Annotated in this window: 27 protein-coding genes and 3 tRNA genes; 11 read left to right on the top strand and 19 right to left on the bottom strand. The window is 67.2% G+C overall.

The genetic code is table 11. The features are described from left to right. Positions 1–94: 94 nt before the first annotated feature. From D7252_RS07790 to hpt, 10 genes are all read right to left on the bottom strand, one after another. Positions 95–787 carry a DUF2520 domain-containing protein gene (locus D7252_RS07790; protein ID WP_120774860.1) on the bottom strand — a complete coding sequence of 231 codons (693 nt, stop codon included), beginning with the start codon at positions 785–787 and terminating at the stop codon, positions 95–97. Between the two features lie 4 nt (positions 788–791). Next, positions 792–2,732: a PH domain-containing protein gene (locus D7252_RS07785; protein WP_120774859.1), complete on the bottom strand. Its 1,941-nt coding sequence runs from the start codon at positions 2,730–2,732 to the stop codon at positions 792–794. Continuing rightward, positions 2,729–3,310, bottom strand: coding sequence for a PH domain-containing protein (locus D7252_RS07780; RefSeq protein ID WP_120774858.1), 582 nt, complete (start codon positions 3,308–3,310; stop codon positions 2,729–2,731). The genes D7252_RS07785 and D7252_RS07780 overlap by 4 nt, the downstream gene beginning before the upstream one ends. Then, positions 3,261–3,743, bottom strand: coding sequence for a DUF3180 family protein (locus tag D7252_RS07775; protein ID WP_120774857.1), 483 nt, complete (start codon positions 3,741–3,743; stop codon positions 3,261–3,263). Before D7252_RS07775 ends, D7252_RS07780 begins: the two co-directional genes overlap by 50 nt. Beyond that, positions 3,740–4,279: a 2-amino-4-hydroxy-6-hydroxymethyldihydropteridine diphosphokinase gene (gene folK / locus D7252_RS07770; protein WP_120774856.1), complete on the bottom strand. Its 540-nt coding sequence runs from the start codon at positions 4,277–4,279 to the stop codon at positions 3,740–3,742. The genes D7252_RS07775 and folK overlap by 4 nt, the downstream gene beginning before the upstream one ends. Beyond that, positions 4,276–4,671, bottom strand: coding sequence for a dihydroneopterin aldolase (folB, locus tag D7252_RS07765; RefSeq protein WP_120774855.1), 396 nt, complete (start codon positions 4,669–4,671; stop codon positions 4,276–4,278). The genes folK and folB overlap by 4 nt, the downstream gene beginning before the upstream one ends. Before the next feature lie 34 nt (positions 4,672–4,705). After that, a complete protein-coding gene (gene folP / locus D7252_RS07760; RefSeq protein ID WP_120774854.1) occupies positions 4,706–5,512 on the bottom strand; it encodes a dihydropteroate synthase in 807 nt (268 codons plus the stop codon). 16 nt (positions 5,513–5,528) lie between these two features. Further along, positions 5,529–6,131, bottom strand: coding sequence for a GTP cyclohydrolase I (gene folE, locus D7252_RS07755; RefSeq protein ID WP_120774853.1), 603 nt, complete (start codon positions 6,129–6,131; stop codon positions 5,529–5,531). A 1-nt stretch (position 6,132) separates the two neighbouring features. Next, positions 6,133–8,133, bottom strand: coding sequence for an ATP-dependent zinc metalloprotease FtsH (gene ftsH / locus D7252_RS07750; protein ID WP_120774852.1), 2,001 nt, complete (start codon positions 8,131–8,133; stop codon positions 6,133–6,135). Between the two features lie 111 nt (positions 8,134–8,244). Further along, positions 8,245–8,796 carry a hypoxanthine phosphoribosyltransferase gene (gene hpt / locus D7252_RS07745; RefSeq protein WP_120774851.1) on the bottom strand — a complete coding sequence of 184 codons (552 nt, stop codon included), beginning with the start codon at positions 8,794–8,796 and terminating at the stop codon, positions 8,245–8,247. A 131-nt stretch (positions 8,797–8,927) separates the two neighbouring features. On the opposite strand from hpt, the gene D7252_RS07740 reads away from it, so the two are divergent. After that, entirely contained in the window at positions 8,928–9,473 is a 546-nt protein-coding gene (locus tag D7252_RS07740) for a DUF937 domain-containing protein (protein ID WP_120774850.1), read from the top strand. Positions 9,474–9,612: 139 nt separating this feature from the next. On the opposite strand, the gene tilS is transcribed toward D7252_RS07740, so the two are convergent. Beyond that, entirely contained in the window at positions 9,613–10,602 is a 990-nt protein-coding gene (gene tilS / locus D7252_RS07735) for a tRNA lysidine(34) synthetase TilS (RefSeq protein WP_120774849.1), read from the bottom strand. A gap of 86 nt (positions 10,603–10,688) precedes the next feature. Between tilS and D7252_RS07730 the strand changes: the two genes are divergently transcribed. After that, complete coding sequence (locus D7252_RS07730; RefSeq protein WP_120774848.1) at positions 10,689–11,180, top strand: inorganic diphosphatase; 492 nt, start codon at positions 10,689–10,691, stop codon at positions 11,178–11,180. A gap of 75 nt (positions 11,181–11,255) precedes the next feature. Here the strand turns inward: D7252_RS07730 and D7252_RS07725 are convergent, their stop codons facing one another. After that, entirely contained in the window at positions 11,256–12,662 is a 1,407-nt protein-coding gene (locus D7252_RS07725; protein ID WP_259461065.1) for a M23 family metallopeptidase, read from the bottom strand. A 209-nt stretch (positions 12,663–12,871) separates the two neighbouring features. Here D7252_RS07725 and D7252_RS07720 point away from each other — a divergent pair. The 3 genes from D7252_RS07720 (at position 12,872) to D7252_RS07710 (ending at position 13,189) form a co-directional block, all read left to right on the top strand. Beyond that, positions 12,872–12,944 (top strand) — tRNA-Glu (locus D7252_RS07720). A gap of 29 nt (positions 12,945–12,973) precedes the next feature. Further along, positions 12,974–13,047 (top strand) — tRNA-Asp (locus D7252_RS07715). A 69-nt stretch (positions 13,048–13,116) separates the two neighbouring features. Further along, positions 13,117–13,189 (top strand) — tRNA-Phe (locus tag D7252_RS07710). A 95-nt stretch (positions 13,190–13,284) separates the two neighbouring features. Here D7252_RS07710 and D7252_RS07705 read toward each other — a convergent pair. Then, complete coding sequence (locus D7252_RS07705; protein WP_183055216.1) at positions 13,285–14,418, bottom strand: serine hydrolase; 1,134 nt, start codon at positions 14,416–14,418, stop codon at positions 13,285–13,287. A 252-nt stretch (positions 14,419–14,670) separates the two neighbouring features. Between D7252_RS07705 and D7252_RS19970 the strand changes: the two genes are divergently transcribed. Next, positions 14,671–14,823 (top strand): hypothetical protein, encoded by a 153-nt coding sequence (locus tag D7252_RS19970; protein ID WP_183055215.1) that lies wholly within the window; start codon positions 14,671–14,673, stop codon positions 14,821–14,823. A gap of 130 nt (positions 14,824–14,953) precedes the next feature. After that, positions 14,954–15,316: a hypothetical protein gene (locus D7252_RS07700; RefSeq protein ID WP_120774845.1), complete on the top strand. Its 363-nt coding sequence runs from the start codon at positions 14,954–14,956 to the stop codon at positions 15,314–15,316. 21 nt (positions 15,317–15,337) lie between these two features. Here the strand turns inward: D7252_RS07700 and D7252_RS07695 are convergent, their stop codons facing one another. From D7252_RS07695 to D7252_RS07685, 3 genes are all read right to left on the bottom strand, one after another. Beyond that, entirely contained in the window at positions 15,338–16,183 is an 846-nt protein-coding gene (locus tag D7252_RS07695) for a transposase (protein ID WP_120774844.1), read from the bottom strand. A 42-nt stretch (positions 16,184–16,225) separates the two neighbouring features. Beyond that, a complete protein-coding gene (locus tag D7252_RS07690) occupies positions 16,226–17,551 on the bottom strand; it encodes a VCBS repeat domain-containing M23 family metallopeptidase (RefSeq protein ID WP_120774843.1) in 1,326 nt (441 codons plus the stop codon). Positions 17,552–17,700: 149 nt separating this feature from the next. Continuing rightward, entirely contained in the window at positions 17,701–17,982 is a 282-nt protein-coding gene (locus D7252_RS07685; protein WP_251050663.1) for a hypothetical protein, read from the bottom strand. A gap of 138 nt (positions 17,983–18,120) precedes the next feature. Between D7252_RS07685 and D7252_RS07680 the strand changes: the two genes are divergently transcribed. Both D7252_RS07680 and D7252_RS07675 read left to right on the top strand, forming a co-directional pair. Next, positions 18,121–18,426 (top strand): hypothetical protein, encoded by a 306-nt coding sequence (locus D7252_RS07680; RefSeq protein WP_120776867.1) that lies wholly within the window; start codon positions 18,121–18,123, stop codon positions 18,424–18,426. A 178-nt stretch (positions 18,427–18,604) separates the two neighbouring features. Further along, complete coding sequence (locus D7252_RS07675) at positions 18,605–19,993, top strand: cell division initiation protein (RefSeq protein ID WP_120774842.1); 1,389 nt, start codon at positions 18,605–18,607, stop codon at positions 19,991–19,993. A 64-nt stretch (positions 19,994–20,057) separates the two neighbouring features. Here the strand turns inward: D7252_RS07675 and D7252_RS07670 are convergent, their stop codons facing one another. The 3 genes from D7252_RS07670 to D7252_RS07660 form a co-directional block, all read right to left on the bottom strand. Beyond that, entirely contained in the window at positions 20,058–21,176 is a 1,119-nt protein-coding gene (locus D7252_RS07670; RefSeq protein WP_308162535.1) for an acyl-CoA desaturase, read from the bottom strand. Between the two features lie 149 nt (positions 21,177–21,325). Beyond that, positions 21,326–21,610 carry a hypothetical protein gene (locus D7252_RS07665; RefSeq protein ID WP_120774840.1) on the bottom strand — a complete coding sequence of 95 codons (285 nt, stop codon included), beginning with the start codon at positions 21,608–21,610 and terminating at the stop codon, positions 21,326–21,328. Between the two features lie 166 nt (positions 21,611–21,776). After that, a complete protein-coding gene (locus D7252_RS07660; RefSeq protein WP_120776866.1) occupies positions 21,777–22,904 on the bottom strand; it encodes a low temperature requirement protein A in 1,128 nt (375 codons plus the stop codon). Positions 22,905–23,251: 347 nt separating this feature from the next. On the opposite strand from D7252_RS07660, the gene D7252_RS07655 reads away from it, so the two are divergent. Continuing rightward, the gene (locus D7252_RS07655; protein WP_120774839.1) at positions 23,252–24,784 is read left to right on the top strand and encodes a sugar transferase; all 1,533 of its coding nucleotides are present in this window, start codon (positions 23,252–23,254) and stop codon (positions 24,782–24,784) included. Then, the gene (locus tag D7252_RS07650; protein WP_120774838.1) at positions 24,784–25,455 is read left to right on the top strand and encodes a hypothetical protein; all 672 of its coding nucleotides are present in this window, start codon (positions 24,784–24,786) and stop codon (positions 25,453–25,455) included. The genes D7252_RS07655 and D7252_RS07650 overlap by 1 nt, the downstream gene beginning before the upstream one ends. The last annotated feature ends 13 nt before the right edge of the window (positions 25,456–25,468 follow it).

Below are 25,468 nucleotides of genomic sequence, written 5' to 3'. Positions count from 1 at the left end.
GCGGACGCCCTGTCTCCCGGGCAGGCGCGGACACCGAGGCCTCTCCGGCGGGCGCTGATGCAACCGCTGTGGGGCGGCGACGTCGCACTCTCGGTCAGATCAGGTGCGGAGGATCGGATGCTTCGCGCAGTGCCCGCTCGACCGTGGACTGCACGAGCGCGGAGAGGTAACCGCCCGGGTTCTCGATGCCGATCTCGCGCAGCCGCGCGGTGGACTGGCCGATGATGGAGCGCGAGAACTCCGTCGCGGTCTGGATGGCGTCGGCATAGGCCGCCCGATCCTCCTCCGCGATGACGATCGGTTCGCAGCCCATCTCGACCGCCAGCGCCTGCGCGATGGGCAGCACCGCGGGTGGCGCGGTCACGGCCGCGAATCCGGCCTGCAGCTGACGCAGGTCGATCGATGTTCCGGAGAACGTGATCGCGGGGTGCACCGCCAACGGAATCGCGCCTCGCTCCGCGGCCGGCCGCAGCACCTCGATACCGTAACCAGGGTCGGTGTGCAGGACGAGCTGGCCGATCTGCCATCCGCCGACTTCCGCGATGCCCGCGACGAGCGACGCGAGCTGGTCGGTCGGCACGGCGACGATCACGAGCTCGGCTCGCCGCACCACCTCCAGCGCGTCCAGCACCGGAACTTCCGGCAGGACCGCCGACGCGCGTTCGTCGTCAGATCCGCTCGTGATCCCGATCACCGCATGCCCGGCGCCGCCGAGTGCTGCACCGAGAACGGGCCCCACTCTTCCCGCGCCGATGATCCCGACGCCCAGGCGTCCGTCTCGTACCACTGCCTCACTCCACCGGAGAGGCAGGCGGCGCGGGCGGAGCGGGTGGAGCGGGGAACGCCAGCGGAGCACCGGGCGGCGCCACGGGCGGAGCCGGAGCCACGGGTGGTGCCACGGGCGGTGCAGCCGGAGGAGCCGGAGGAGCCGAAGGAGGCGGCGAGCCGACCGGCGGTGCGACAGGCGCGGCGGGTGCCGTCGGCGGTGCAGGCGGCGGCGGAGGTGGGAAAGCAGCGGGGAAAGCGGAACCCGCCGGCACCGCGACCGGCACGGACTCTGCGACATGCTCGCTCCACCGGTGAGTGGTGTGGCGCGAAGCGGCTTCCGCCGCCGCCCGGCTCACTCCGTCGAGCAACGACAGGGCGTCGTCCCGCTCGAACCCGGAGAGATAGCCGGTGATGGGCCCCGGAACCGTGTGCACCTGCGCGCCCGACACTCGCTGCGCCCGGTCGATCGGGCCCTGCGAGAGGGAGACCCCCTGCAGCCGCGCCAGCGGGAACACGGCGAGCTTGCGCCACACGAATCCGCGACGCAGCACCAACCCGAAATCGGCCACCAAGTACCCGGCGCGCTTCCACGACAGCGGGCGACGCCACCACGCACGCCGAGGCATCCGGAGAAAAGGGTCGCCGTCGATGGGGCCGACGATGCCGTGCTCCCACAGGAAGCCGAGCTGCTCGCTCGGCACATCGGGGAGGACGAGCCCGAGCACACGCTCGACGTCGGCGCGCTTGCCGACGGGCAGCACCACGTTGAACTGCTGCGCGCTGCCCGAGGTCTGCTGCGCCGCACTCTTGCCGCTCATCCGGTTGATCTTGATGGTCCACCAGCCGAACGGTCGCCAGAGCAGCGACTGCGAGACCTCCACCGCGAAGATGCGGCCCGGCGGGAGGGTCTCTGTGACCGTGGTCAGCAGCCCATATGTGATGCGCACTCCGTCGGGTGTCGGCGCGATCGAGTACCGCAAGGACTTGGAGATCTGCGCCCAGGTGATACCGACGACGGCGATCACCATGGGGATCCCCATCCCGAGGCCGATGCCGAGCAGCACGACGCCGCCGTCAGGGTCGCCGTCGATGAGGATGCCGATGATCGTGCTGCCGAGCGCCACCGCGAAGATCACAGCGAAGAAGACCAGCCACAGGATTCCGGCGATCAGCTGCGAACCGACCAGGCGGCCGGTCGGGATCTTCACCACGCTCTCGGGAGCGACGTCGTCGAGGTCCACGCCGGCGATCAAACCGGTGACGCCCTCGTTCATCGATCCCCGGAGCTGAGAGCGAACCGACGCCGGTGCACCCGTCGCCGCACCCCCGGACTGCGGGTTGAGCGCCGCTTTGCGCGCGGCCCGTGCCCCTGATGCGAGCCGAAGGATGTCGGTCCGCACCGATTCAGCGCGGGACGTCGCCAGGTATTCCATCTCGACATTCGCGTCGTTGCCCGCGCCGACCACTTCGAGTTTCGCCAGCCCGATGATGCGGGCGGGGAACGGACGGGTCAGGTTGACTCCCTGCACGCGATCGAGTGGCGCGCGGCGGTGCGACCGGAAGACCACGCCTTTGCGGACCTCGACGTGGTCGCCGGTGATGCGGAACTGGTGGAACCGCCAGAAGAACCAGAAGACGAGCACGAGCACGACCACGAGGCCGAGGACCCCGAGCAGCACGAGGAGGATCAGGTTGTTCTCGAACACCCAGTCGACAGGGTCGCCGCCGGAGTAGCCGTTGTAGTTCGCCTCTTCGGGCGTGAAAAGGGTGACGAACCAGTTGATGAGCCGGTCCCGCATGTTCGTGATGACGATTCCCGCCACGATGATGAGGACCAAGCCGCCCTTGAAGAGCGGCGTGAGCGGATGCATCCGATGCCATTCGCCGTCCGCGAGGGTCGTCGATGCGTCCTTGACGCCCGTGGGCACCTGCGCGCTCGGGGCAGCGGGGCTCTGCTCGCTCACAGGCCGGTCCGGCGGGTCTCGGCCACTTCGATCAGCGTGTCACGCAGCGCCTCGGAGGCGCTCTGCGTGAGCCCCGGGATCTGCACACCGGTGGTCGCTGCCGCCGTCACCATCTTCAACTGACTGATGCCGAACGCGCGGTCGAGCGGTCCCTGCGTGATGTCCACGAGCTGCATCCGGCCGTAGGGAACGGCGATCATCCGCTGCCAGAGGATGCCTTTGCGGAAGACGATGTCGTCGGCGCGGAGCATGTACCCGATGGCCTTCGCCTGGCGCGGGAGGATGACGAGCGCCAGCACCGTGACGATCAGGATCACCCCGGCCGGGATCCACACCCATGTCTGATCGAGAACGAGGTGCAGCACGATGGCCACCGCCGCCACGAAGGCGATGAAGATCACGTTCTGGAGGATCTGCGAGACCACGTAGCGAGGCGATATCTGGTGCCAGACGCCGTCGAGCTCGAGTCGTGCCTCATTTCGTGCTGTGCGCAGCTGGGTGTAGGTGCCCTGATCGAGGGCGTGTCGATCAGTGCCCTCCGCCGGGTTCAGGGGCGCGGTCTCGGGGTTCTGAGTCATCAGGATCCTTCGGCAGAGTGCAGAACTGTTCGGCGATGAGTGCGGCGATCACGAGAATGACCGCACTTCCGATCAGGGCCAGCATGGCCACAGTCGACCCTACCTGTGGATCGATGGGCCGCGACAGAAGGAAGAGGAGCAGTCCGGCCCCGAACCCGGCCATGATCGCACCGAGGAGGCTGGAAGCCCGTGCCAGCGTCGCCGCTCGGAGCGCTCGGAACGGGTCGATACGGATGCCGGTGCGCACACTCGCGCGAACCGGCCAGGCCACCCCGACCGACGCCGCCGCGATCAACAGCAGCAGGACCGGCAGCAGCAGCGACGGCGTGAACGTCGCACGTCCACTCGCGGTCAACAGGTGGTTGAGCAGGAACCCGCCTCCGGTGGCGAGCAACGCGAGGACCGCCAGGAGTCCCGCCGAGGTGCGCTTCATTCCCGACCCCGCGCGCGCAGCTCGTCGGCAAGATCGCTGACCCTGCCGCGCCCGGGCAGCTCGGCTTCCGGATCGACGTCCAGCCAGGGATCGAGCACGAACAGACGCTCGGCTGCGCGCGGATGCGGCAGCTGCAGCCGCGGGTCGTCCGAGAACACGTCGCCGTACGCGATGAGATCGAGGTCGAGGGTGCGGTCACCCCACCGTTCGTGGCGTTCCCGCCCGTTCTCGTCCTCGATCGCGTGCAGCAGCCCGAGAAAGATCTCCGGGGCCAGCCGTGTCGCGACCAGGGCGACGGCGTTGACGTAGGCGGGGGCGTCGGGGTCGGGCCCTTCGGGACGGAGGGCGACGGTTTCGAAGAGGCGAGACAACCGCACATCGGTGACCAGCGGGAGGCGGGCGATGCGCTCGGCCGCACCGCGGATCGTGGCATCACGGTCGCCCAGGTTGGCGCCCAGAGCGACCACGGCGACCGTCTCCGGCCTGCCCGGCCGCGGACCCGGGACCTCAGGGGGGATGGTGAGGTTCCGACTCATGTCGTGATGTCCTCGAGCCCTTCGGGTGTCCGAGTGCGGTGCACCGTGACGGCCACATCGGCAAAGGTGAGCGGGATGGGAGCGAACGGCTTGTGCACGGTCACGACGACACCCTGCACACGGCGGTCTTCGAGCGCAACGGTGGCGATCCGCTCGGCGAGCGTCTCGATCAGGTTCACCGGCTCACCGCCGACGACCGCCGCCACCTTCTCGGCAAGCTCCCCGTAGTGCACGGTGTCGTTCACGTCGTCGGATGCTCCGGCCTGCTCGAGGGAGAGATGCAGGCGGAGGTCGATGACGAACTCCTGACCTGTCTCCCGCTCGCGGGCGTAAACCCCGTGGCGGCCGAACACGGTCAGTCCGGTGAGGACGATCTCGTCAAGGAAATCCATGCCCCTAGCGTACGGGGGGCTCTGGTGTGGCGCCTCAGCCTTCCCAAGCGTGGGTGATGGCCAGAGCATCGCGGGTGGCGGCGACGTCGTGAACACGAACCGCCCAGACCCCTGCGCGGGCAGCGAGGGCGCTCGTGACCGCCGTGGCGAGGTCGCGCCGCGACTCGGAGATCTCGCCGCCGGCGCCGGTGGTCCGCAGCGTCTCGGCGAGGAACCGCTTGCGGGACGCGCCGATGAGCACGCGAGGGCCGAGTGCGACGATCTCGTCGAGGCCGCGCAGCAGCTCCCAGTTCTGCGCCCCTGTCTTGGCGAATCCGATGCCGGGATCGACGATGAGTCGCGACGGCGCGATGCCGGATGCTGCGGCTTCACCGATGCGCTCCTGCAGCTCGCCGGCGACCTCGCGCGCGACCCGATGGTACTCGGCGCGCGCGTACATGTCCGCAGAGAAGCCGCGCCAGTGCCCGATGGCGAAGTCCGCGCCCGATTCGGCGACCGCCGACCGCATCTCGGGGTCCGCGAGCCCACCGGAGACGTCGTTGACGATTCTGGCTCCCGCCCGAACGGCTGCAGCGGCGGTGGCAGCGTCGAGCGTGTCGACGCTGACCGGAACGTTCGCGGCGACGAGCTGCTCGATCACCGGAATCACCCGCTGCTGCTCGATCTTGCTGCCGACGCGCTCCGCACCCGGTCGTGTCGACTCGCCCCCCACATCGAGCACGGTTGCGCCGTCCGCACGCAGGCGGAGCCCGTGGGCGACGGCTCGGTCGACGTCGAGATAGCGGTCCCCGTCGCTGAAGGAATCGGGAGTGACGTTGACGATGCCCCAGATGGCCGTCATCGTCGGATCCGCCCCCTCATCGATGGGTTCCTGAGCCGGCTGAGCCGATCAGGGAGATGAGCTCGGTCCTGGCTACGGCATCCGTGTATTCGCCGCGTGCCGCGATCGTCAGCGTGGTGGCCTCGGTCTGCCGACCGCCGCGCATGGTCACGCAGCCGTGGCTGGCGTCGAGGACGACGAGCACGCCGCGGGTGTCGAGGTGCTCCGCGATCGTGTCGGCGATCTGTTCGCCGAGCCGCTCCTGCACCTGTGGCCGCGCCGCGAGGATCTCGACCACACGCACGAGCGCGCCGAGTCCGACGACCTGCTCCCCCGGCAGATAGGCGAGGTGTGCGAGGCCGGCGAACGGCAGAAGATGATGCTCGCAGACGGAGCGGAAACGGATGTCGCGCAGAAGCACGGCTCCCGACGGGAGGGTGTCGGGGGCGGGCCCTCGCGTGACGCTGATCGTGCGCGCCAGGGGCGCGGCCGGGTCTTCACCGACACCCGCGAAGAACTCGGCGTACAACTCTGCCATTCGCGACGGCGTCTGCTTCAGGCCTGGACGATCCGGGTCTTCTCCGATCGCCTCGAGCAGCTCTCTGGTGAGCCGCTCGATTCGCTGACGGTCGACGGTCACGTCACGCCGTCGCCGGACGAGGGTTGCCCGCCCCCGCCGTTCCCTGCTGCGTGCGCGGAGCCGTCGGCTGAGCCTCGACGGATGCGACGAGCGAGACGTCCTTCTTCGGCACCTCGATGGGCGGACGCTCGGACACCGGACGGTCTTCGCTGGACAGCCAGAGCGGGCGCTCGGGAAGCTTCTTGATCTCGGTGAAGATCTCGGCGATCTGGTTGTGATCCAGAGTCTCCTCTTCGAGCAACGTCAGGGCGAGCTTGTCGAGGATGTCGCGGTTCGCGCTGATCACCTCGTACGCCTCGTTGTGAGCCTGCTCGATGAGAGCGCGAACCTCGGCGTCGACCCGCTCCGCCACTCGCTCGGAGTACTCGCGGCCACGGCCCATGTCGCGTCCGGCAAAGGGCTCGCCACCCTCGGTGCCGAGTTTGACCGGGCCGACCTGGGTCGTCATGCCGTACTCGATGACCATCTTGCGGGCGATCGACGTCGCCTTCTCGATGTCGTTGGATGCACCCGTGGTCGGGTCGTGGAAGACGAGCTCCTCCGCGACGCGGCCGCCCATCGCATACGTCAGCTGGTCTTGCAGCTCGTTACGTGTGACGGAGTACTTGTCGTCCAACGGCAGCACCATCGTGTATCCCAGCGCCTTGCCGCGCGGAAGGATCGTGATCTTGGTGACGGGATCGGTGTAGTTCATCGCCGCCGCCGCGAGCGCGTGTCCGCCCTCGTGGTACGCGGTGATGAGCTTCTCCTTGTCGCGCATCACACGGGTACGACGCTGGGGGCCGGCGATCACGCGGTCGATGGCCTCGTCGAGAGCTCGGTTGTCGACAAGTTGCGCGTTGGAGCGAGCGGTGAGGAGCGCCGCCTCGTTGAGGACGTTCGCCAGATCGGCACCCGTGAATCCCGGCGTCTTGCGGGCGACGACCTCGAGGTCGACGTTCTTCGACAGCGGCTTGCCCTTGCTGTGAACTTCGAGGATGCGCTGGCGTCCCCTCAGATCGGGGGCGTCGACACCGATCTGACGGTCGAAGCGGCCGGGGCGCAACAGTGCAGGGTCGAGAATGTCGGGGCGGTTCGTCGCTGCGATCACGATGACGTTGGCGTTCGGATCGAACCCGTCCATCTCGACCAGCATCTGGTTCAAAGTCTGTTCGCGTTCGTCGTTGCCGCCGCCCATGCCGGCTCCGCGGTGACGACCGACGGCGTCGATCTCATCGATGAAGATGATCGCGGGCGCGTTCTCCTTGGCCTGACCGAACAGATCGCGGACGCGGCTGGCGCCGACGCCGACGAACATCTCGACGAAGTCAGAACCGGAGATCGAGTAGAACGGAGCACCGGCTTCACCGGCGACGGCGCGAGCGAGCAGCGTCTTTCCGGTTCCAGGAGGGCCGTACAGCAGGACGCCCTTCGGGATCCGCGCGCCGATCGCCTGGAACTTGGCGGGGTCCTGGAGGAACTCCTTGATCTCGTGGAGCTCTTCGATGGCCTCGTCCGCGCCCGCGACATCCGCGAACGTGACGGTCGGAGTCTCTTTGTTGACGAGCTTGGCCTTGGATTTGCCGAACTGCATGACCTTGCCGCCACCGCCCTGCATGGACGAGAGGAGCCACCAGAAGAGCAACCCGAGGAGTACGAGCGGCAGAAGCAGCGAGATGAAGCCGTCGAACCAGGTCGCGCGCGGCACGGCGTCGTCGAAGCCGTCTTTCGGAGCGGACTCGTTGATCGCGGAGACGACCTCGTCGGCCCGGGCCTCGACGTAGTAGAACTGCACGTTCTCCGCGCCCTCGAAGGGCTTCGAAAGTGTCATGTCGACCCGCTGGTCACCGTCGGTGGTGACCACCTCGGAGACGGTGTCGCCGGAGAGGAGCTTCAAGCCCTCTTGGGTCGTGATCTGCTTCGGCGCACCGAGGTTGGAGATCAGGAGGAAGCCGCCGAAAAGCAGCACGCCGATCAGCGCGACGTAGATCAGCGGATTCCGGGTGAGCTTCTTCACATCCATGATCGGATCAGCGTATCGCGCGCGCCCTAGGCGGCCGCTGTGCGTTCACCCACGGCGTACCGCGTCGTGCCTCGTTGAGTGAGACCGGTCGCGCGTTGAGTGTTCGGGGGCTCAGCTGTACACGTGCGGCGCGAGAACCGCGACGTCGCGGAGGTTGCGGTACCGCTCGTCGTAGTCGAGCCCGTATCCGACGACGAAGTCGGTGGGGATGTCGAACCCGACGTACTTGCAGTCGATGACGACCTTCGCCGCTTCGGGTTTGCGCAGCAGTGCCAGCACCTCGATCGACTCCGCCCCGCGGGATCCGAAGTTCTCCAGCAGCCAGCTGAGGGTCAGGCCTGAGTCGATGATGTCCTCGACGATCAGCACGTGCTTGCCGTTCAGGTCGGTGTCGAGGTCTTTGCGGATCTGCACGACTCCGCTCGACTTCGTGCTCGCGCCGTAACTCGAGACCGCCATCCAGTCCATCGGAGCATGGAACGGCAGCGCCCGGGCGAAGTCGGCCATGACCATGACGGCGCCCTTGAGCACGCCCACCAGGACGAGGTCCTTGCCTTCGTAGTCGCGGGCGACTTCCTTCGCCAGCTCCTCGAGTTTGGCGAGGATCTGCTCCTCGGTCACGAGGATCTCTGCAAGGTCATCCTGAATCTCCGCGGCGCGCATGGATCGATTTTAGGTGACCATTGCGCACTCTCCGACCGCGCGAGCCGAATGCAACCCCTCTCCCGTGATCGCGGCATCCGGATTACTGTGACGGACAGACGGGCAGACGCCCACCCACGGAAGGACTGAGCATGGCTCTTGACGAAATCCTCACGCAGGTTCCCATCGACGACATCGCCGAGAAGTTGGGCGTCTCACGCGACGAGGCCAAGGTCGCTGTCGAACAGGGCGGAGCCGTTCTGCTGAGCGGGCTCTCCGAGAACGCGAAGACCGAGGAGGGATCCGCCGCCATCGAGAAGGCGCTAGGCAAGCACCGCGGAACGACGAGCGCGGCCAAGGTCGACGACATCGATCAGGCCGACGGCGGCAAGATCGTCTCGCACATCCTCGGATCGAAGAAGCAGGAGGTCACCGAGAAGCTCACCCAGTCGAAGGCGACGCCGGCCGTCGACTTCGGCAAGCTTCTGCCGATCCTGGCCCCCATCGTGATGGGCCTCATCGCCAATGCCGGCAAGGACAAGAGCCAGAAGACGGACGCCGCCGGTGAGGGGTCCGGGGGCATCGGCGACCTCATCGGGGGTCTGCTCGGCGGGTCCTCGGGCGGCAGCGCCGGCGGCAGTGGTGCCGGCGGCATCGATCTCGGCGGGATCCTCGGCGGCCTCTTCGGCAAGAAGTAGCGCCGCCTCGCCGGAGTCCGAACAACGACGGTGGCACTCGAGTTCTGCCGCCTCGCATCGTCTGCGAGGCGGCAGAACTTGCGACGGGCCGCGGAAGTTCGCGCGGAGCGCACCGGTGAGTTCAGTCCCGCGCGGTGAATCAGTCCCGCGCGGTGAAGACGATGCGCCCGCCCTGCCGGATCGCTGAGCAGCCCGGCAGATCGATGGGCCCCTGGCCGGCCCAGTCGGTCACCAACCGGGCGACCTCGACGGTCTGGAGGCGGGTGAGACTCACACCGAACTCGCTGTCGACCACCAGGCGGATGATCCGGTTGCGAAGGGCTGCGGGGTTCGCGGCCAGCGCGGCGACGCTCACCGATATCCCTGCCTCGGCGTGCTCGACGATGTCCTCGATCGTCTCGTGGATCATCTCGTCGAAGGCCTCGGCATCCTCCCGCAGCTGTTCGGCCGTTCGAGCGAGTGCCTCGGCGATGCCGGGGCCGAGTTCGGATTCGAGCACCGGAAGCACCCGCTCGCGCACGCGAACGCGGGCGAAACGCTCCTCGAGATTTTGGGGGTCGTCCCACGGTGTCAGAGCGGATGCCGCGCAGAATGCCCTCGTCGTGGTTCGACGAACCGTCAGCAGGGGTCGCACCCACCGAACCCCATCTGCGCTCTCCCGGACCGGCGCCATTCCCTGCAGGCTCGCCGCGCCCGAACCCCGGGCGAGGCCCAGCAGCACGCCTTCGGCCTGATCGTCGAGCGTGTGTCCGAGGAGCACGGCGGAGGCGCGGGTATCGGATGCGGCCTCTTCGAGCGCTCGATAGCGCGCCGTGCGTGCAGCGGCTTCCGGCCCACCATCGCCGGCGATGTCGACTCCCACGACACGAGAGTCGAGGCCGAGTTCCTCCGCGGTTCGTGCCGCGCGTGCGGCCACGTCCGCGGACCCCGGCTGGAGACCGTGGTCGACGGTCACCGCCGTGACACGGAGCCCGCGCTTCGGAGCCTCGAAGGCGGTCGCGGCGGCGAGTGCGAGCGAGTCAGCGCCGCCGGAGAGGGCGACGAGCACGGTCGATTCTTCGGGGAGGTCAGCGAGCGCGGTGCGCACGGCGAGGCGGATCTCGGCGATGGCGGGTGAGAGCGAGGGCACAGCTCCACGGTAAGACACCACTGCGCTGCGGAGTGCGCGGGTAGGCTAGTCCGCGGCATCCACCCGTCTTTCTGAGGAGCACACGCATGGGCGCACACGACGCCGTCATCGAGATTCCGCGCGGCAGCCGCGTGAAGTACGAGGTCGACCACGAGACCGGACGAGTGCACCTCGACCGGGTGCTCTACACGACCTTCGGCTACCCGGCCGACTACGGCTACTTCGACAACACCCTCGGCGAGGACGGCGACCCGCTCGACGTGCTCGTGCTGCTCGACCACGCCATCTACCCGGGCGTCGTCGTCGAGGTCCGCCCGGTCGCGGTGCTGAAGATGAGCGACGAGGCCGGCGGTGACGACAAGCTTGTCGCCGTCCTGTCCAAGGACCCGCGCTGGGCCCACATCCAGGACATCGGCGACCTCGCCGAGTACACGAAGAAGGAGATCGAGCACTTCTTCGAGCACTACAAGGACCTCGAGCCCAACAAGTGGGTCAAGGTCGACGCGTGGGGCGACGCCGCCGAGGCGCAGCGCATCCTCGACGAGTCGATCGTGCGTTACGGCGAGCAGGGTCACTGACCTCAGCCGCCAGACGAAGAGAAGACCCTCGGTACCGCTCTGCGGCCGGGGGTCTTCTCTGTACGGGGCGGATGCTCAGACGGAGACGCCCTTGTCCGCCATGAAGTTGATCGGGTTGGTGTACGCACCGTTGATGTACACCTCGAAGTGGAGATGGCAGCCGAAGGACCCTCCGGTGTTGCCGGCATAGGCGATGACCTGACCGGCCTGGACCCACTGACCGTGGCGCACGGCGAAGCCGCCCGGCTTGATGTGGGCGTAGCCGGTGGAGATCCCTCCACCATGCTGGATGCGCACGTAGTTGCCGTAGCCGCCGTTGTAGAAGGCCGCGTCGACGGTGCCGGAATGAGCGGCGAAGATCGCTGCGCCGCACCCGTTGGCGAGGTCGACGCCGTAGTGCCAGCTGGACGAGCAGCCGCTGGAATTGCACTGCTGCGACCGGGGGCCATAGCCGGAGCTGCGGTATCCGCCGTGGGGCCGGACCCAGCCGTTACCGCCGCCGCCGCCGCCGCCACCGCCACCGCCGCCGCCGCCTCCTCCGCCGCCACCACCGCTGTTACCGGAGGCGTGCCTTGCGGCTTCTTCGGCTTCGCGCTTCTTGCGTGCTGCTTCTTCCGCCGCCTTCTTCCGTGCGGCCTCCTCGACACCCTTCTGGTACGCCGCGACAGTCTTTGACGTCGTGTCCTTCAGAGCCGCGAGCTGCGCCTCCATGGTGGCGAGGTTGGCGGACTGCTCGTCGAGGGCGGCCTGAGCGGCATCGGCGGCCTGCTGCGCGACGACCATCTTCTCTTCGGCGATCTGCTGCAGACGGTCGCGCTCGTCACGCGCGACCACAGCCTGATCACTCAGCGACTGGGCGGAGTTGCGCGCGGCGACGGCGTCGTCGTAGACCGACTGGTTGTACTCGAACAGCTTGTCCATCGTGCCGAGACGCGACAGCAGTTCGTCGGCATTGTTCGCGGAGCCGGCGAAGAAGAGCTCCAGAGACGTGTTGTCACCGCCGTTGCGATAGAGCTGAGCTGCGACTTGCCCTGCCTTCTTGGCGGACTCGTCGGCTGCCGTGGCTTGCGCGTCGGCCTGCGCCTGCAGCGTCTCAGCCTCGGCGATCGCCGCGAAGTACGCCTGCTGCGCCTCGTAGAAATCGTCGGAGGCGACCTTCGCCGCCGCCTGCGTCTCAGAGACCTTCTGCGTGAGGGACTGGATCAGACCTTCGATCCGGTTGACCTCCGCGGCCTTGGCTGCCTGGTTCTGCTTTGCCTTCTGCACGTCGTCCCAGCTGGGGTACGACGCGGCATACGCGGCGGACACCCCCGTCGAGATGCCGAAAGCACTGAACGCGGCAACGCTGAGCACGCCGAGGCCGAGGGCCCCGCGACGGCTGATGCCTTGCTTCGTGAAGGTCGCGCGCTCCGTTGGGGTGGGCGCGCAACCACAATCTGCGGATGCTGCTGCTGCCGCATCGCGCATGGTCCTGTCGTTCACTCGGCCCCTTCCGCCGCTTTCACACATGTCACACTAACAACAACTGTCACATCCACAACAGGGCGGAAGGTGGATGCCGGACATGTCTGACGTGCCCATCGTCCTCCCCTTCGGCCACATTCGGAGGCGCCGCGCCCTCGATTCGCGATTTCCGGCGAACATCGCTTATGCTTGAGCGTCGGCAAGGAAGTCCCCCGGGACTGACATCCGGCCCCATCGTTTAGCGGCCTAGGACGCCGCCCTTTCACGGCGGTAGCACGGGTTCGAATCCCGTTGGGGTCACTCAATCCGATACAATTGAAAACAAGTAAGGCCCTGTAGCGCAGTTGGTTAGCGTGCCGCCCTGTCACGGCGGAGGTCGCGGGTTCAAGTCCCGTCAGGGTCGCTCCGTGCGACGGGCCCTTTTTTCGAAGAGGGCCTTTCGTCTAGGACGCGACAGGTTCGCCAGTCGCGCGGCTCTGTAGCTCAGTTGGTAGAGCGTTCGACTGAAAATCGAGAGGTCACGGGATCGACGCCCGTCGGAGCCACAGGGTGATCGTTACAGTCACCTTAGAAACCCCCACCTAGCTTCTAACATGGTGGGGGTTTTGCTTTTCCCCGGTCAGGGCCAGGTTCCCCGTCGCTACGGGCAGGTACTCGCAAGCCCGGCGACCAGCAGTTCGTTCACGGCCGGGAACACCGGATCCGACGCCGGATCGAACGATCCCCCGGTGTACGCCACCGTCACGACGCGTTGACCGTCGGCGCTGGCAAGCGTGAGCGAGTTGTAGCCGAAGCCGTTGCCTCGCTGCCCGTAGACGAGCTCCGCCGGTTGCGCGCCGCACGCGTCACCTGCAGCGAGCACGCCCATCCCATACCCTTCCGCGCCGAGGGAACGCATCTGCTCGAGCGTCTCGTCCTCCAGCAGCTCGCCGCCTTGGAGCGCGGCATTGAAAGCGCTCACGTCGCCGACCGTGGAGACGAGAGAAGCACCGAAGGACCAGAACGACGGCTCGTACTCCGTCATGTCGACGACGTCCTCCTCGACGGTCATGTATCCGCGGAGAGCATCCTCGGGCATCGACGCGTCCTCGGGATAGACCGTGTCGTCCATACCCGTGGGTTCCAACACGCGCGCCGCCATCAGATCGGACACGGGCTCGCCCGAGACGTCCTCCGCCATGAGGCCGAGGACCGTGTAACCGGCATTCGTGTAGTGGAACGCGCTTCCCGGCGCTGCCGACCACGGCTGCTGCTGCGCGATCGCCACGAGCTCCTCCGGCTCGTAGGTGGTCTCGTTGCCGTCGATCGCCGCCTTTGCGTCCGGCGCGATCGCGGGAATGTAGTCGGGTAGTCCGCTCGTGTGGCGGAGCAGCTGCTCGACCGTCACGTCGCCTGGCGCTGATGAGAGGAGTCCAGGCAGCACCTCCTCCACGGTCGTGTCGAGCGACACCTTTCCCTCCTCGACGAGTTGCAGTACGACCACGGCGAGGACGGTCTTCGAGATGCTGGCGATGCGCACGGGGTCGTCCGCTTCGGCGGCACGGTCACCCTCGACGTCTGCCGAGCCCTCCGCCGCTTGCACCGCGTCGCCGCCGTCGCGCACGTCCACCGTCACCGCGACCGCCCCGGCTTCGATCACTCCCTCGAGGGCCGCCGCGATCTCCGGCGCGACCTCCGCAGCCGCACTGCTGGTCGGCTCGGGCTGCTGGTCGGTCGCTGCGACGCAGCCGGTGAGCAGGGCAACGGTGGACGCCGCCGCAATGACTGCCGTCATGCGGGTGCGCGTCCTGGTGCGAGCTTTCATGGCGTCCTCTCGAATTCGGCGGATGATCGTCACGATCGACGCTATCGAGAGCCCCCGTCCTCAACATCCCACGCCGGACGGACCTGCGCTCCCCCGTGAGGTGGAGCCGGTAGCGCCCGCTAGCATCGCGAGAGTCTCCACCTCCCGAGGTCCAGCGTCAAGGGCCTCACCGTCGCGCCATCACCGCCGTTAGGTTCGTCGCAACGACCGAAGGAGAACAGCATGAGTGATCCGCAGAACACGAACGGAACCCCGGGCGAAGACGAAGAGGCCGACACGGCATCCGGTGGCTCTCCCGAACAGGCCGACGCCGCCACGACCGAGCACACCACCGACGACGACGGCACCCCTGTCGAGAACCCGTCCGGAGGCTGACCGGCGGCAGCCGACCCGTCGATCCCCGGCCGCTCGCGACGACGCTGTCGGGGATCTCCGTGTACGCGGCCGCCGGATGGCGGTGAGAGGATGCTGAGGAGCGAACGCCTCCCTTCTCGTTGGAGCATCCATGCCCGATCACCCGCCGCACATCCCCGAAGCCCCGGTGCCCGTCGACGGCTCGGCCACGCGTCGAGTCGAGCTCACGCTCCACAAGCCCTGGTTCGCGCTCTACGCCGGCGTGCGACCCACGCTCGTCATCGAAGGCCGTGGGCAGCCGACGCAGTGGGGACTCGGCACGTGGCAGGTCCCCTCGGACCGGGCAGTGACCCTCGGTGTCTTCCTCTTCAATCGACTGTGGCGGTTCGGACAGGCGGAGTTCACGCTCTCTCCCGAGAGTGTTCCCGCCATCGAATACCGAGCGCCCGCGCTGCCGTTCATTCGTGGCCGCATGCTCACCGCCCGTGAATCGAAGGGTGCGTCGCGCCCCTGAGCGGGCATTTCCCGGCCGGGGTCACAGCGCCTCGAGGGCACCTCGCGCGTCGCGCACTGCACTCGTCGCAGCATCCGTCCGCTCCTCCGCCTCGGCGCGCTGGGACTCGACGTCGGGAAGATCCTTGGCGAGACGCTGCGCCTCAGCGCGCACCTTGGCCAGCTGCGCTTCGAGGTCGGCCTCGTCGTCGGCCAGTTCCTTCGCCCTCGCCTGAAGAGCGCTGAGAGCTTTATCCTGCTTCGCCAGTTCGCGCTCTGAGGTAGCGAGGTCCTTCTCGGCCTCGACCACACGACGCTCAGCCTCTCGGCGTTCTCGCCGCGCCTTCAGTTCATCCGTCGGGCGTGCGGGCGCCGGCGCCAGAGTGGGAACGTCGCCGACCACCGCATCGCGCACATCCTCCGACGTGGATGTGGGCTCCAGCGGTCGCACCAGGCGACCGGAGGAGACGGCCGCTGCCGCGCCGGGATCGAAGAATGCGGCGGAGATGCTCTGCTCCACAGCTTCGATGGTCGCCGGTGTGATCCGTTCCCCACGCGGTGCCGCCAACTCGGCTGCCGTCTCGGCCAGGTGCCGTGTCAGCACGCGCCGTTCCCTACCGAGCTTGGCCAGCGCCGCGGCATCCAGGTCCTCCTGCGCCTCCCGAAGCTCCGCCGCGAGTTGGAGAGCCTGCTGCAACTGCTCCCGGCGCTCCTGCGCGAACACGTTCACCACCCAGGCGGCGACGGATGGCTTGCGGAGCCCCCGGACTCGGGCGGCGAGAGCGGTGTCAGTCAGCGCTTTCGCTCGCGCGTTGCGCGACGACACGAATTCGTCCGGTGCACCGGCATACAGGTCGGCCGCGATCTCTTCGAACGTCGGGTCGGCCATGCGCCCACGATACGCGAGCGGCTCCGTCGCAGCGTGGCGCCGTTACTCGATCGCGAGGTAGTCGCTCCACCCGGAACTGACGAGGCGCTTCCCGCCGAACGCGCCATCCCCCGTGCCGGGGTAGAGGAAGAGGTCTCCGTTCGCCCTGCGAGCGAGCAGGTCGGCCCGGCCGTCCCCGTCGTAGTCGACACCACCGGACACCGAGGTGAACTCCTGCCACCCGGAGCCGACCTCGCGACGCTTACCGAAAGCATCACCGTTTCCGGGATAGAAGTAGAGCGCGCCGGTATCCGCCACGGCGATGATGTCTCCGCGACCGTCGTTGTCGAAATCGCCGCCCACGAGGTAGTGGAACCCCTGCCATCCCACGCCGACCGTGCGATGCGAGCTGCCGAACCCGCCACTGCCGTTGCCGCGGTAGATGGTGAGCGTACCCGTCGAGCTCACGGCGAGGACGTCCTGTCTGCCATCCCCGCTGTAGTCGGCGCCGGATGCCACATGGAGCATGCTGTACCACCCCGAACCGGCTTTGACGGCGGGGCGGAAGGTGCCCCCGCCCGTGCCTGCGTAGAACTCGAGGGCGCCACCTTGCACGGCCACGAGGATGTCGCCTTTTCGGTCGCCGTTGAAATCGGTATGCGTGATGTGCTTGCGGGTATTGCCCCAGCCCGAGAAGGCGGTCTTCGGTGCCCGGAAGGCACCGCTGCCGGTGCCGGTGCGAAGCCTGAGGTCGCCGTTGCCGGCGACGACCAGGAGGTCGGCCTTGGTGTCCGCGTCGAAGTCCGCCGATGCGAACTGAGAAGCCGGAGCGCTGCCGAGACCCGGGAAGAAGTGCGGGATGAACCCGCCGCGGGTGACGTTGGAGAGGCACGTGAAGCCCTGGTTCACCGGCGTGTAGATGGCACCGTTGCGCCGCACCTCGAAGTGCAGGTGGTAGGCCGAGGTGGCGCCCGTCTTGCCCACCACACCGATCTGCTGTCCGCGGACGACACGTGTGCCGACGGCGAACTTCCCGGGGGCAGCCATGTGCCCGTACCGCGTGTGGTACCCGCCGGGGTGCGTGACATCGGTGTAGTAGCCGTAGCCGCCGTTCGATGTGCGCGCCGTGATCACGCCGTCATAGGCGGCCAGAATCGGCGCACCACCCGCTCCGGTGATATCGATGCCGTCGTGCTTGCGATAGTTCCCCCGGCACCCGTCGCTGATCTTCGACTGGATGTTGCCCGACGCCGGATAAATCATCTGTCCGTCGGTCGCCGCGACTGCGGGAGAGCCGGGAGAGAAGGACGGAGCAAGCACGCCGACGACCAGCACCAGCACTGTGGCGATCCCGATCCGGGCGAGACTCCACCGGGACGTTCGCTTCATCTCGCGTTCTCTCTTGCTCGGTCGACCCGGGGACGCAGTGTCCTCCGCCGTCACCGTACCAGGGCGCCCAGGCTGCACCCGTGCTGCCGCTCGGGTGCGTCGCGGATCGATTGTCCCCAGATTGTCCCCGCTTCACGGGTGCACGCGCGTCAGAGCAGGTCGAATGTCCCGCCGTAGGGTGCGTCGTCGTCGCCGGTGTCGCGGTGGTCGAACTGAACCGTGTCGACCGAGATCACGACTTGCGTGGCGGCGGTGACGAGGATGCTCATGGAACGATTGCCGACGACGATGAAGGAGACGAAGCGTCCGCCGGCTTCCGCGGCTGCTTCGATCGCGCTCTTGATGCCTTCGATCTCCTGCCCCTGGGCGAGGAAGAACTCCGTGCCGTTCACGGTGATCTGCGTACGCACCATCGTCTGTATCTCGTTCATTCCCGTCACCTCTCCTGTCGAAGCCGTCCGAAGACTCTAGGACGAAGCAGAAAAGACCACCGAGGGGGTTGCGCACCAGGTGGTTCGGTGTCCACCTCCGAAGTGGGGATGTGCGCTCGCGCGGTGTACGGTTCAGTCATGGGAAGACTCAGGTACGACGGCATTTCGGATCCGATCCTCGTCGAGGATGCCACGCTGGCGCACCTGAAAATCGTGATCGCGACCAAGCTCCGACGCCAGGAGAGCTTCATGATGACCTGGCGTCCGGTCGCCGAGGGTGTCGACAAACGCGCGACCGTCTGGATCCACCCTGCGATCCCGCTGCAGTTCGGCTTCGACAGCGCCGAACCGCCCACCGTCGATCCGCACCTGATCGCCGAGATGATGAAGTCCTTGAACGCCACCGGCGAGCTCGTGCTGGACCACCTGATGGTCGCGAGCTGACCACGCATCGCACAGCAAGACACAACTAGGCTAGGTGCGCGCGCGTACTCGGCTCGATCTCTTCAGACCGCGGCCTTGGCGGCGCCCGCACACGACCTCCCCTTCGGTCACTCGTTCCCGTTCGGCGGGATGGAGCAGCCGCTCCGCGACGTGGCCTCGCCAGAAAGGCTTGAACCTCATGAGCGAACCCTCCGAGAACACCGATCGCGACGAGCGCTCGCCCGACTTCTTCGATCAGCTGATCGAGACGTCGCCGCAGCGCGATCCTCAGTCACCTTTCACCGTGGGCTTCCGCGGCTACGACAAGGGCGAGGTGGATGCCGCGCTGAACACGCTGCGCAAGCAGGTGCAGCAGCTGAACGACGACCTGGCTGAAGCCAAGGCTCGTCAGACCGACACGCTGGAAGCGATCCGCGAAGAGGAGCGCGCCGCGCGCGAAGCACTCGAGGGTGAACTCGCCGCAGCGAACGCCAAGGTCTCCGATGCCGAGCAGCAGGTCGCGACCCTCACCTCGGAGCTGGTCGACGCCCCGCAGCCCGATGGTGGGGAAGCACCCTCCCGCCAGCAGTTCGAAGCAATCCTCCGGGTCGCCGAGGAACAGGCGAACGTGCTCATCCAGAACGCCGCCGTGCAGGCCGATCGACTGATGAGCTCGGCCCGCGATGAGGTCACCGCGCGTCGCGCTGAGGCGGAGGAAGACGCGGAGCGCATCACGGCGCAGGCGCAGCGCGACGCCGACCAGGTCCGCTTGAAGATGGACACCGAGTACACCGCCCACGAAGCCCGCATCGAGCGCGAGTCCGCACACGCCACCGAGAAGGTGAACCAGGCCGCGCAGGAAGCGAATGCGATCCGCACGGAGGCCGAGAAGGGCGCGGCGGCGCTGCGCTCCCTCGTCACCCGTGAGACCACCCAGCTGCGCGCGGATGCCGAGCGGGAGGTGCGCGAGATGAACGCTCGCGTGCTGGAGTTCGAGGAGACCCTCACCCGCCGGCAGGACGACGCTCAGCAGGAGTTCCTGTTGCTGCACAACCAGGCGGTGGCGCACGCCGAGCGCATCACGACCGATGCGAACGAGCAGGTCGCCGCTTCGCTGGAGCACGCCCAGCGAATCTCCGCGAAGGCGGACGACTACGAGCGTCTGATGCGCTCGCAGGCGCAGACCATCGAGGCCGACGCCCAGGTCCGCGCTCGCGAGACCCTGGACCGCGCGCGCGTCAAGTCCCAGAAGATCGTCGACACCGTCATCGGTCATACGTCCGCCGTGCTGCGCGACGCTGAGGACCGCACTCGCCAGTTGCGCTGGCAGCAGCAGCAGCTCAACAGCTTCATGTCCGAAGTCCGCGAGCTGATCCGCCCCGACGGCGTGTACTCCGAGGAGAGCCTGTCGACGGACGGCTCCGCGGGCATCGCCCGCCGGGACGAAAGCGGCGAGTCCACCGCCGGTGCGAACGTCGAGTCCGAGTTCCTCGGCGACGAGGTCCTTGACGATGAACTCGACGATGACCGCCCGCTCGAGAAGATCGTGATCGACGTGGTGGAGTCGGACGAGTCCACCAGGAACTGAGTTCGAGAAAAGGGCCCGCCCCGAGTCGCCGAAGCGCTCGGGGCGGGCCCCTTCTGTCTGTGTGCTACGCGCGACCGAACTGCGCGGTCGCCGGGCAGTCGAACGGGTCGGCGCCGGCGGACAGACCGACACGGTTGAGGTACTCGATCACGATCTTGTACGACGTGAGGAGACCGGTCTCCGTGTACGGGACGTCGTTCGACACGCAGTAGTCGCGGACGATCTCTCGCGCCTTCGCCAGATGCGGACGCGGCATGCTCGGGAAGAGGTGGTGCTCCACCTGGTAGTTCAGACCCCCCATGAGCCAGGTCACCCAGGCGCCGCCGCGGATGTTGCGCGACGTGCGGACCTGCTTGGTGAAGAAGTCGAGCCGGGCGCTGGGATCGATGATCGGCATGCCCTTGTGGTTCGGGGCGAACGCGGCCCCCATGTAGACGCCGAAGACGGCGAACTGCACGCCCATGAACGCGAACGCCATTCCCAGCGGGAGCATCATGAACACGGGCACGAGGATCAGCACGAAACGCGCTGCGATGATGCTGAGCTCGATCCAGCGACCCTTGACGTTCTTCGCCGTCATGAGGTACTTCAGGCCGAGGAAGTGGAGGTTCAGTCCCTCGAGGGTGAGCAGGGGGAAGAACAACCAGCCCTGCTTGCGGGTGATCAGCTTGATCAGGCCCTTCGCCTTCGCGGCGTCCTCTTCGAGGAACGAGATCGTGTCGACCTCGATGTCGGGGTCCTTGCCGACCTGGTTCGGGTTGCCGTGGTGCTTGGTGTGCTTGGAGTCCCACCACGAGTAGCTCATGCCGATGCTGGCGATCACGATGCGGGCGAGCTTGAAGTTCGCCGGTCCCGTGGTCAGGATCTGACGATGCGCCGCCTCGTGTCCGAGGAACGCGATCTGGGTCAGGACGATCCCGAGGCCTGCGGCGATGAGCAGCTGGAACCAGCTGTCGCCGAGCAGCATGAACCCCGTGATCAGACCACCGAGAGCGATGGCGATGCCGGCGGCGACTGCCGCATAGAACCATTGTGCTCGTCGGAGCAGTCCTGTTTCCTTGACCACCTGGGAAACCTGCTTGTAGGCCTTTGCCATGGGAGGGAACTCGGCGTTGCCCGAATACGTCTGACGTACCGGTCCCAGCGTTGCTGCGGTCGTTTCGACCTGCGTAATGGAGATGATCTTCTCCTGTCGATCGGAGCCCTTGAGCTATGGAAGCCGAGGGCAGATCGCCCAACGCTTAACTGAGGCTAACCCGCCCCTCATGCAGCGTGGGGAATACAAGGGGGGCCCTTGACTCGCCGGTACGCAGTGTGTATCGGGGTCAGGCCTCAGGCGCGAGCTCGACGCGGCCGTCTGCGCAGAGTGCGCGGTACGCGGAACGGCAGGCTCAGCGCGCGGCGTTCCGGTGCGTGGGCGCTCTCCAGTGCGAGGCGCGCTTCCTCGAGGCTGTCGTAGGTACCGAGGTCTGCGCCGTGATTGTCGCGCACGGCGTGCGCCGCGCCGTCGATCTCGACGAAGCCGGCGAATTCGCCGTCGCGCGTCGCGACGTGCACATCGGAGTCGGCCTGTTTCCAGGTCAAGGGGTCGGAAGGGGGGAAAGTCGTCTTGTTCATGGTGGTGCTCATTGCTGTGTGGCGGGCACGCGTCGGCGCCCCGCAAGATGTGAGATCAGGGGGAGCCCACGCGCATCGATGTGCGTGGTCCGGAATGGCCCTGATCAGTGGCGACGTGGCGGCCGAGAGGGGCACTGGACACACGCTGCTTCACCAGGATAGCAGGTCACCGCGATGGCACGGGTGGGCGGAGCACCAGGATCACCACGATCGCCACCAGGATGAGGGCGGCCAATGCCACGGGGATCGGCAGCACCGCGACGAGGAGGAGGAGAAGGACGCCGATGGGGATGGCCGTGTTCACGACGCGGTCTGCACTGTCGCGGATCGCGATCCACCAGACGCCGACGAGGAAGACGGCGATCGGGATCGCGACCGTGAACGACGCAGCCGGCTCCGGCAGGTGGCTCTCTCCGGTGAGCAGGTCGAGCTGCACCTCGATGCCGGCGGAGAAGGCCGCAGCCGCAGCGAAGACGAAGTAGTGGGCGTACCCGTAGCGCAGCGAACGACGGAACGTGGTGATGGCCCGGTGATGGGGCGGCCAGAAGTAGATCCACCAAAGCGACGCGGTGATGACCAGGGTGAGTACCGAGATCGCGATCAGCGGCCCGAGCGACTCCACCTCCTCGAGAGCGTCCACGATCGCATTCGCGGAGGCGAGCAGGCTCTCCCCGAGGACGATGAGAGTGAAGAGACCGTAGCGCTCGGTCACATGATGCGGATGCCACGGCGTCTGCCGGCGGTACTCCGCGAAGACGGGGACACCGATCTCGATCAGTGCGAAGGCGACGAAGGCGATCGGCTGCAGCGGCCCGGAGGGGATGAGAAGGAACAGGATCCACAGCACTTGCACAGCGGCGATCCCGATCGCGTACCGCCGGGTCGCGCCGCGAAGCGGTCCGGCGGTGCGTGAAGCCCGCAACCATTGCGCCACCATCGCGACGCGCATGACCACGTAGCCGACGACGGGCAGGGTGAAGTCGCCCTCCTCGAAAGCCTTCGGGATACCGGCGGCGAGGACCAGCACCCCAGCCATCTGCACGAATGTCGTGACACGGTACAGCCAGTCGTCGGTGTCGAACGATGTCGCGAACCAGGTGAAGTTCATCCACGCCCACCAGATCGCGAAGAACACCATCGCGAAGGAGGAGATCCCGTGCACCAAGTCGCCGTGGCTGAGCGCGTGATGAAGCTGCGCGGAGGCGATGCTCACGGCGACCACGAACACGAGGTCGAAGAAGAGCTCGAGCATGCTCGCCGAGCGGTGCGGCTGTTCTGGGTCGCGCGGCAGCATCCGATGCAGTCGGAAGCGTGGGGCGGCGGAGTTCGCGGTCACCGCGTCAGGATAGCGGCCGCGGGAACGAGGATCTTGGCCCTATTCATCCATTCGTCCGAAAAACCTTCCTTTGACGAGCGCCATCCGCTACAGTGACAAAGTCTGCTGCGCCTGCTGCCAGCTACGCCGTGTGGGACGGCGAAACGCACTCCGTGATGTGGGAATCACTGAGCAACCCAGCAGGACCCGAGGGGTCGGGACGCAGACAAACGCCGTGAACGTGGGGTTCATGGTTTGGGGAATCTGGGGAAACAAATGTCGCACTGGGGTATTTTGCGTACATTCATGGCTCAAGGGGCCTCGGCATGACTTCCGTCGAGGATGCTCTGAGCATCGCTCGTCCGGGGTCGGTCTTCATGCCGATCGCTGCTCCACGAGCCGCCAAGCCGGCAGCGCACACGGTGGTCACACCGCGCGCTTCCGCAACGCTGGAAAGACGCCGTCAGTGGGAGCGTCGCTATCGGATGCGACTGCGGATCACGGATGCGGCCGTCATCCTGTTCGCGGTCGGTCTGACAGCGACGTTCCAACTGGTCGTCGGCGTCGCTGGGTCTGAGATCCTCCGCGGCGGCGTCCCCCTCGTCGCGCTGTGGTATCTCATGCTCAGCGCACTGCACACGCGGGACGCCGCGTTGTTCCGCGCGAGCGCCACCGAGTACCGCGGCGTGGTTCACGCCAGCGGGCTCGCCTTCGGGATCATCGCCATCGTGGCGGTGCTGCTCGCGTGGAAGTCGATGCAACTGACCCTGCTGCTGGGGCTGCCGGTCGGTGTGTTGACTCTTCTGGTGACCCGGTGGCTGTGGCGCCGCTGGCTCCAGGCGCAGCGAGCGTACGGGAGGTTCGCCTCCCGTACGCTCGTCGTCGGGAATCGCGACGACGTCGAGTACGTCGTTCGCACACTCCACCCGATCGGCGCATCCGGCTACCAGGTCGTCGGTGCGACCCTCCTCGACGGCAACGCGCGGGAGATCGACATCCAGAACGCGCAGTTCCCGGTGCTGGGCAACGTGAACACCGTCGCCACCGTCGCCGCGCAGCTCGGCGCCGACACGATCATCGTGGCAAGCCGCCCCGAGGGCGAGCCGGAGTTCGTCAAGAAGCTCAGCTGGCAGCTCGAAGGTACCGCTGCCGAGCTCGTGCTCTCGAGCCGTCTCACCGACGTCGCCGGCCCACGGATCTCCTTCGCCCCCGTGGAGGGGCTGCCCCTCATCCAGGTGCAGATCCCCCGCTATGAGGGAGGCCAACATGTGCTCAAGCGCGCGCTCGACATCGCCGTCGCAGCGATCGCGTTGATTCCGATCGCTCTGCTGGCTCCTGTGCTCGCAGTCCTCGTCAAGCTCGACTCCCCTGGTCCGGTCTTCTTCTTCCAGGAGCGCGTCGGCCGCGATGGCCGCCGTTTCAAGATGGTCAAGTTCCGTTCGATGAAAACGGATGCCGAGCAGCAGCTCGCGGCGCTCAAGGAGCAGAATCAAGGCGCCGGACTCCTGTTCAAGATGAAGGACGACCCGCGGGTGACCCGAGTCGGCAGGATCCTCCGCAAACTGTCCCTCGACGAGTTGCCGCAGTTCTGGAACGTCCTCGTCGGGGACATGAGCGTGGTCGGGCCGCGTCCGCCGCTCCCCAGCGAAGTCACCGCCTACGACGGCACCGTGTTCCGGCGCCTCTACATCAAGCCCGGCATCACCGGCCTGTGGCAGGTCTCCGGTCGCAGCGACCTCTCGTGGGACGAGAGCGTGCGCCTCGACCTGCGTTACGTCGAGAACTGGTCCGTCATGAACGACCTTCAGATCATGTGGCGTACTGCCAAGGCCATGGTCCAGCCGAGCGGAGCCTACTGATGGACACGAACGAACAGACTCAGACCCGATCGCGTCGGCGTTGGATCGCGATCATCGCGGCATCGGCGATCGCGCTCGGGGGTGTCGGCATCGGCATCGCCCTGGTCGCATCGAACGCTCCCGCCCCCGTCGCGGCGCCGACGGAGAAGCCGGTTGACGACGGCGACGCCGACAAGAACGCCTCGGAGGACCCGCTGTCCACCGTCTCCACAGTCGTCGAGGCGCCGCTGAGCGATGACGAAGAGGCCGAAGTCGAACGCGCCGCGTCTGCGGTGGAAGCCGTGGTCGCCGCACTGGACGAGGTCGGCAAGCGCGGCGACGGCTCTGCCGTCGGCGTGGAGGCGGTCGCGACAGGCTGGGTTCTCGGCGAAGTCCAGTCTCATGCCCGCGAACAGTTCGACCTCGGCTACACGCAGACCGGGGACGCCGTCGTGACGAGCGTGACCCCGACGGCCGTCCATCTCGCGACGGAGCCGGCCACCATCACGCTGAAAGTCTGCGTCGACGTGTCAGGAATCGACATCATCGATGCCGCGGGCAACTCGCTCAAGGACTCGCTCTACAACCCGGGCCGACCCGTCGCCCACGTCTACGGTGCTGTCTTCGAAGACGATGCCTGGAAGATCTCGTCTCACGACATCCCGGACGCCCAGGACTGCGCTGCAGCCTGACCCGTCGGATCTG

It is taken from the genome of Microbacterium sp. CGR2 (assembly GCF_003626735.1).
In the GTDB taxonomy this organism is placed as follows: Bacteria; Actinomycetota; Actinomycetes; order Actinomycetales; family Microbacteriaceae; genus Microbacterium.
Note: the sequence above shows the minus strand (reverse complement) of the source record. Positions and strands in the feature narration are given on the sequence as shown.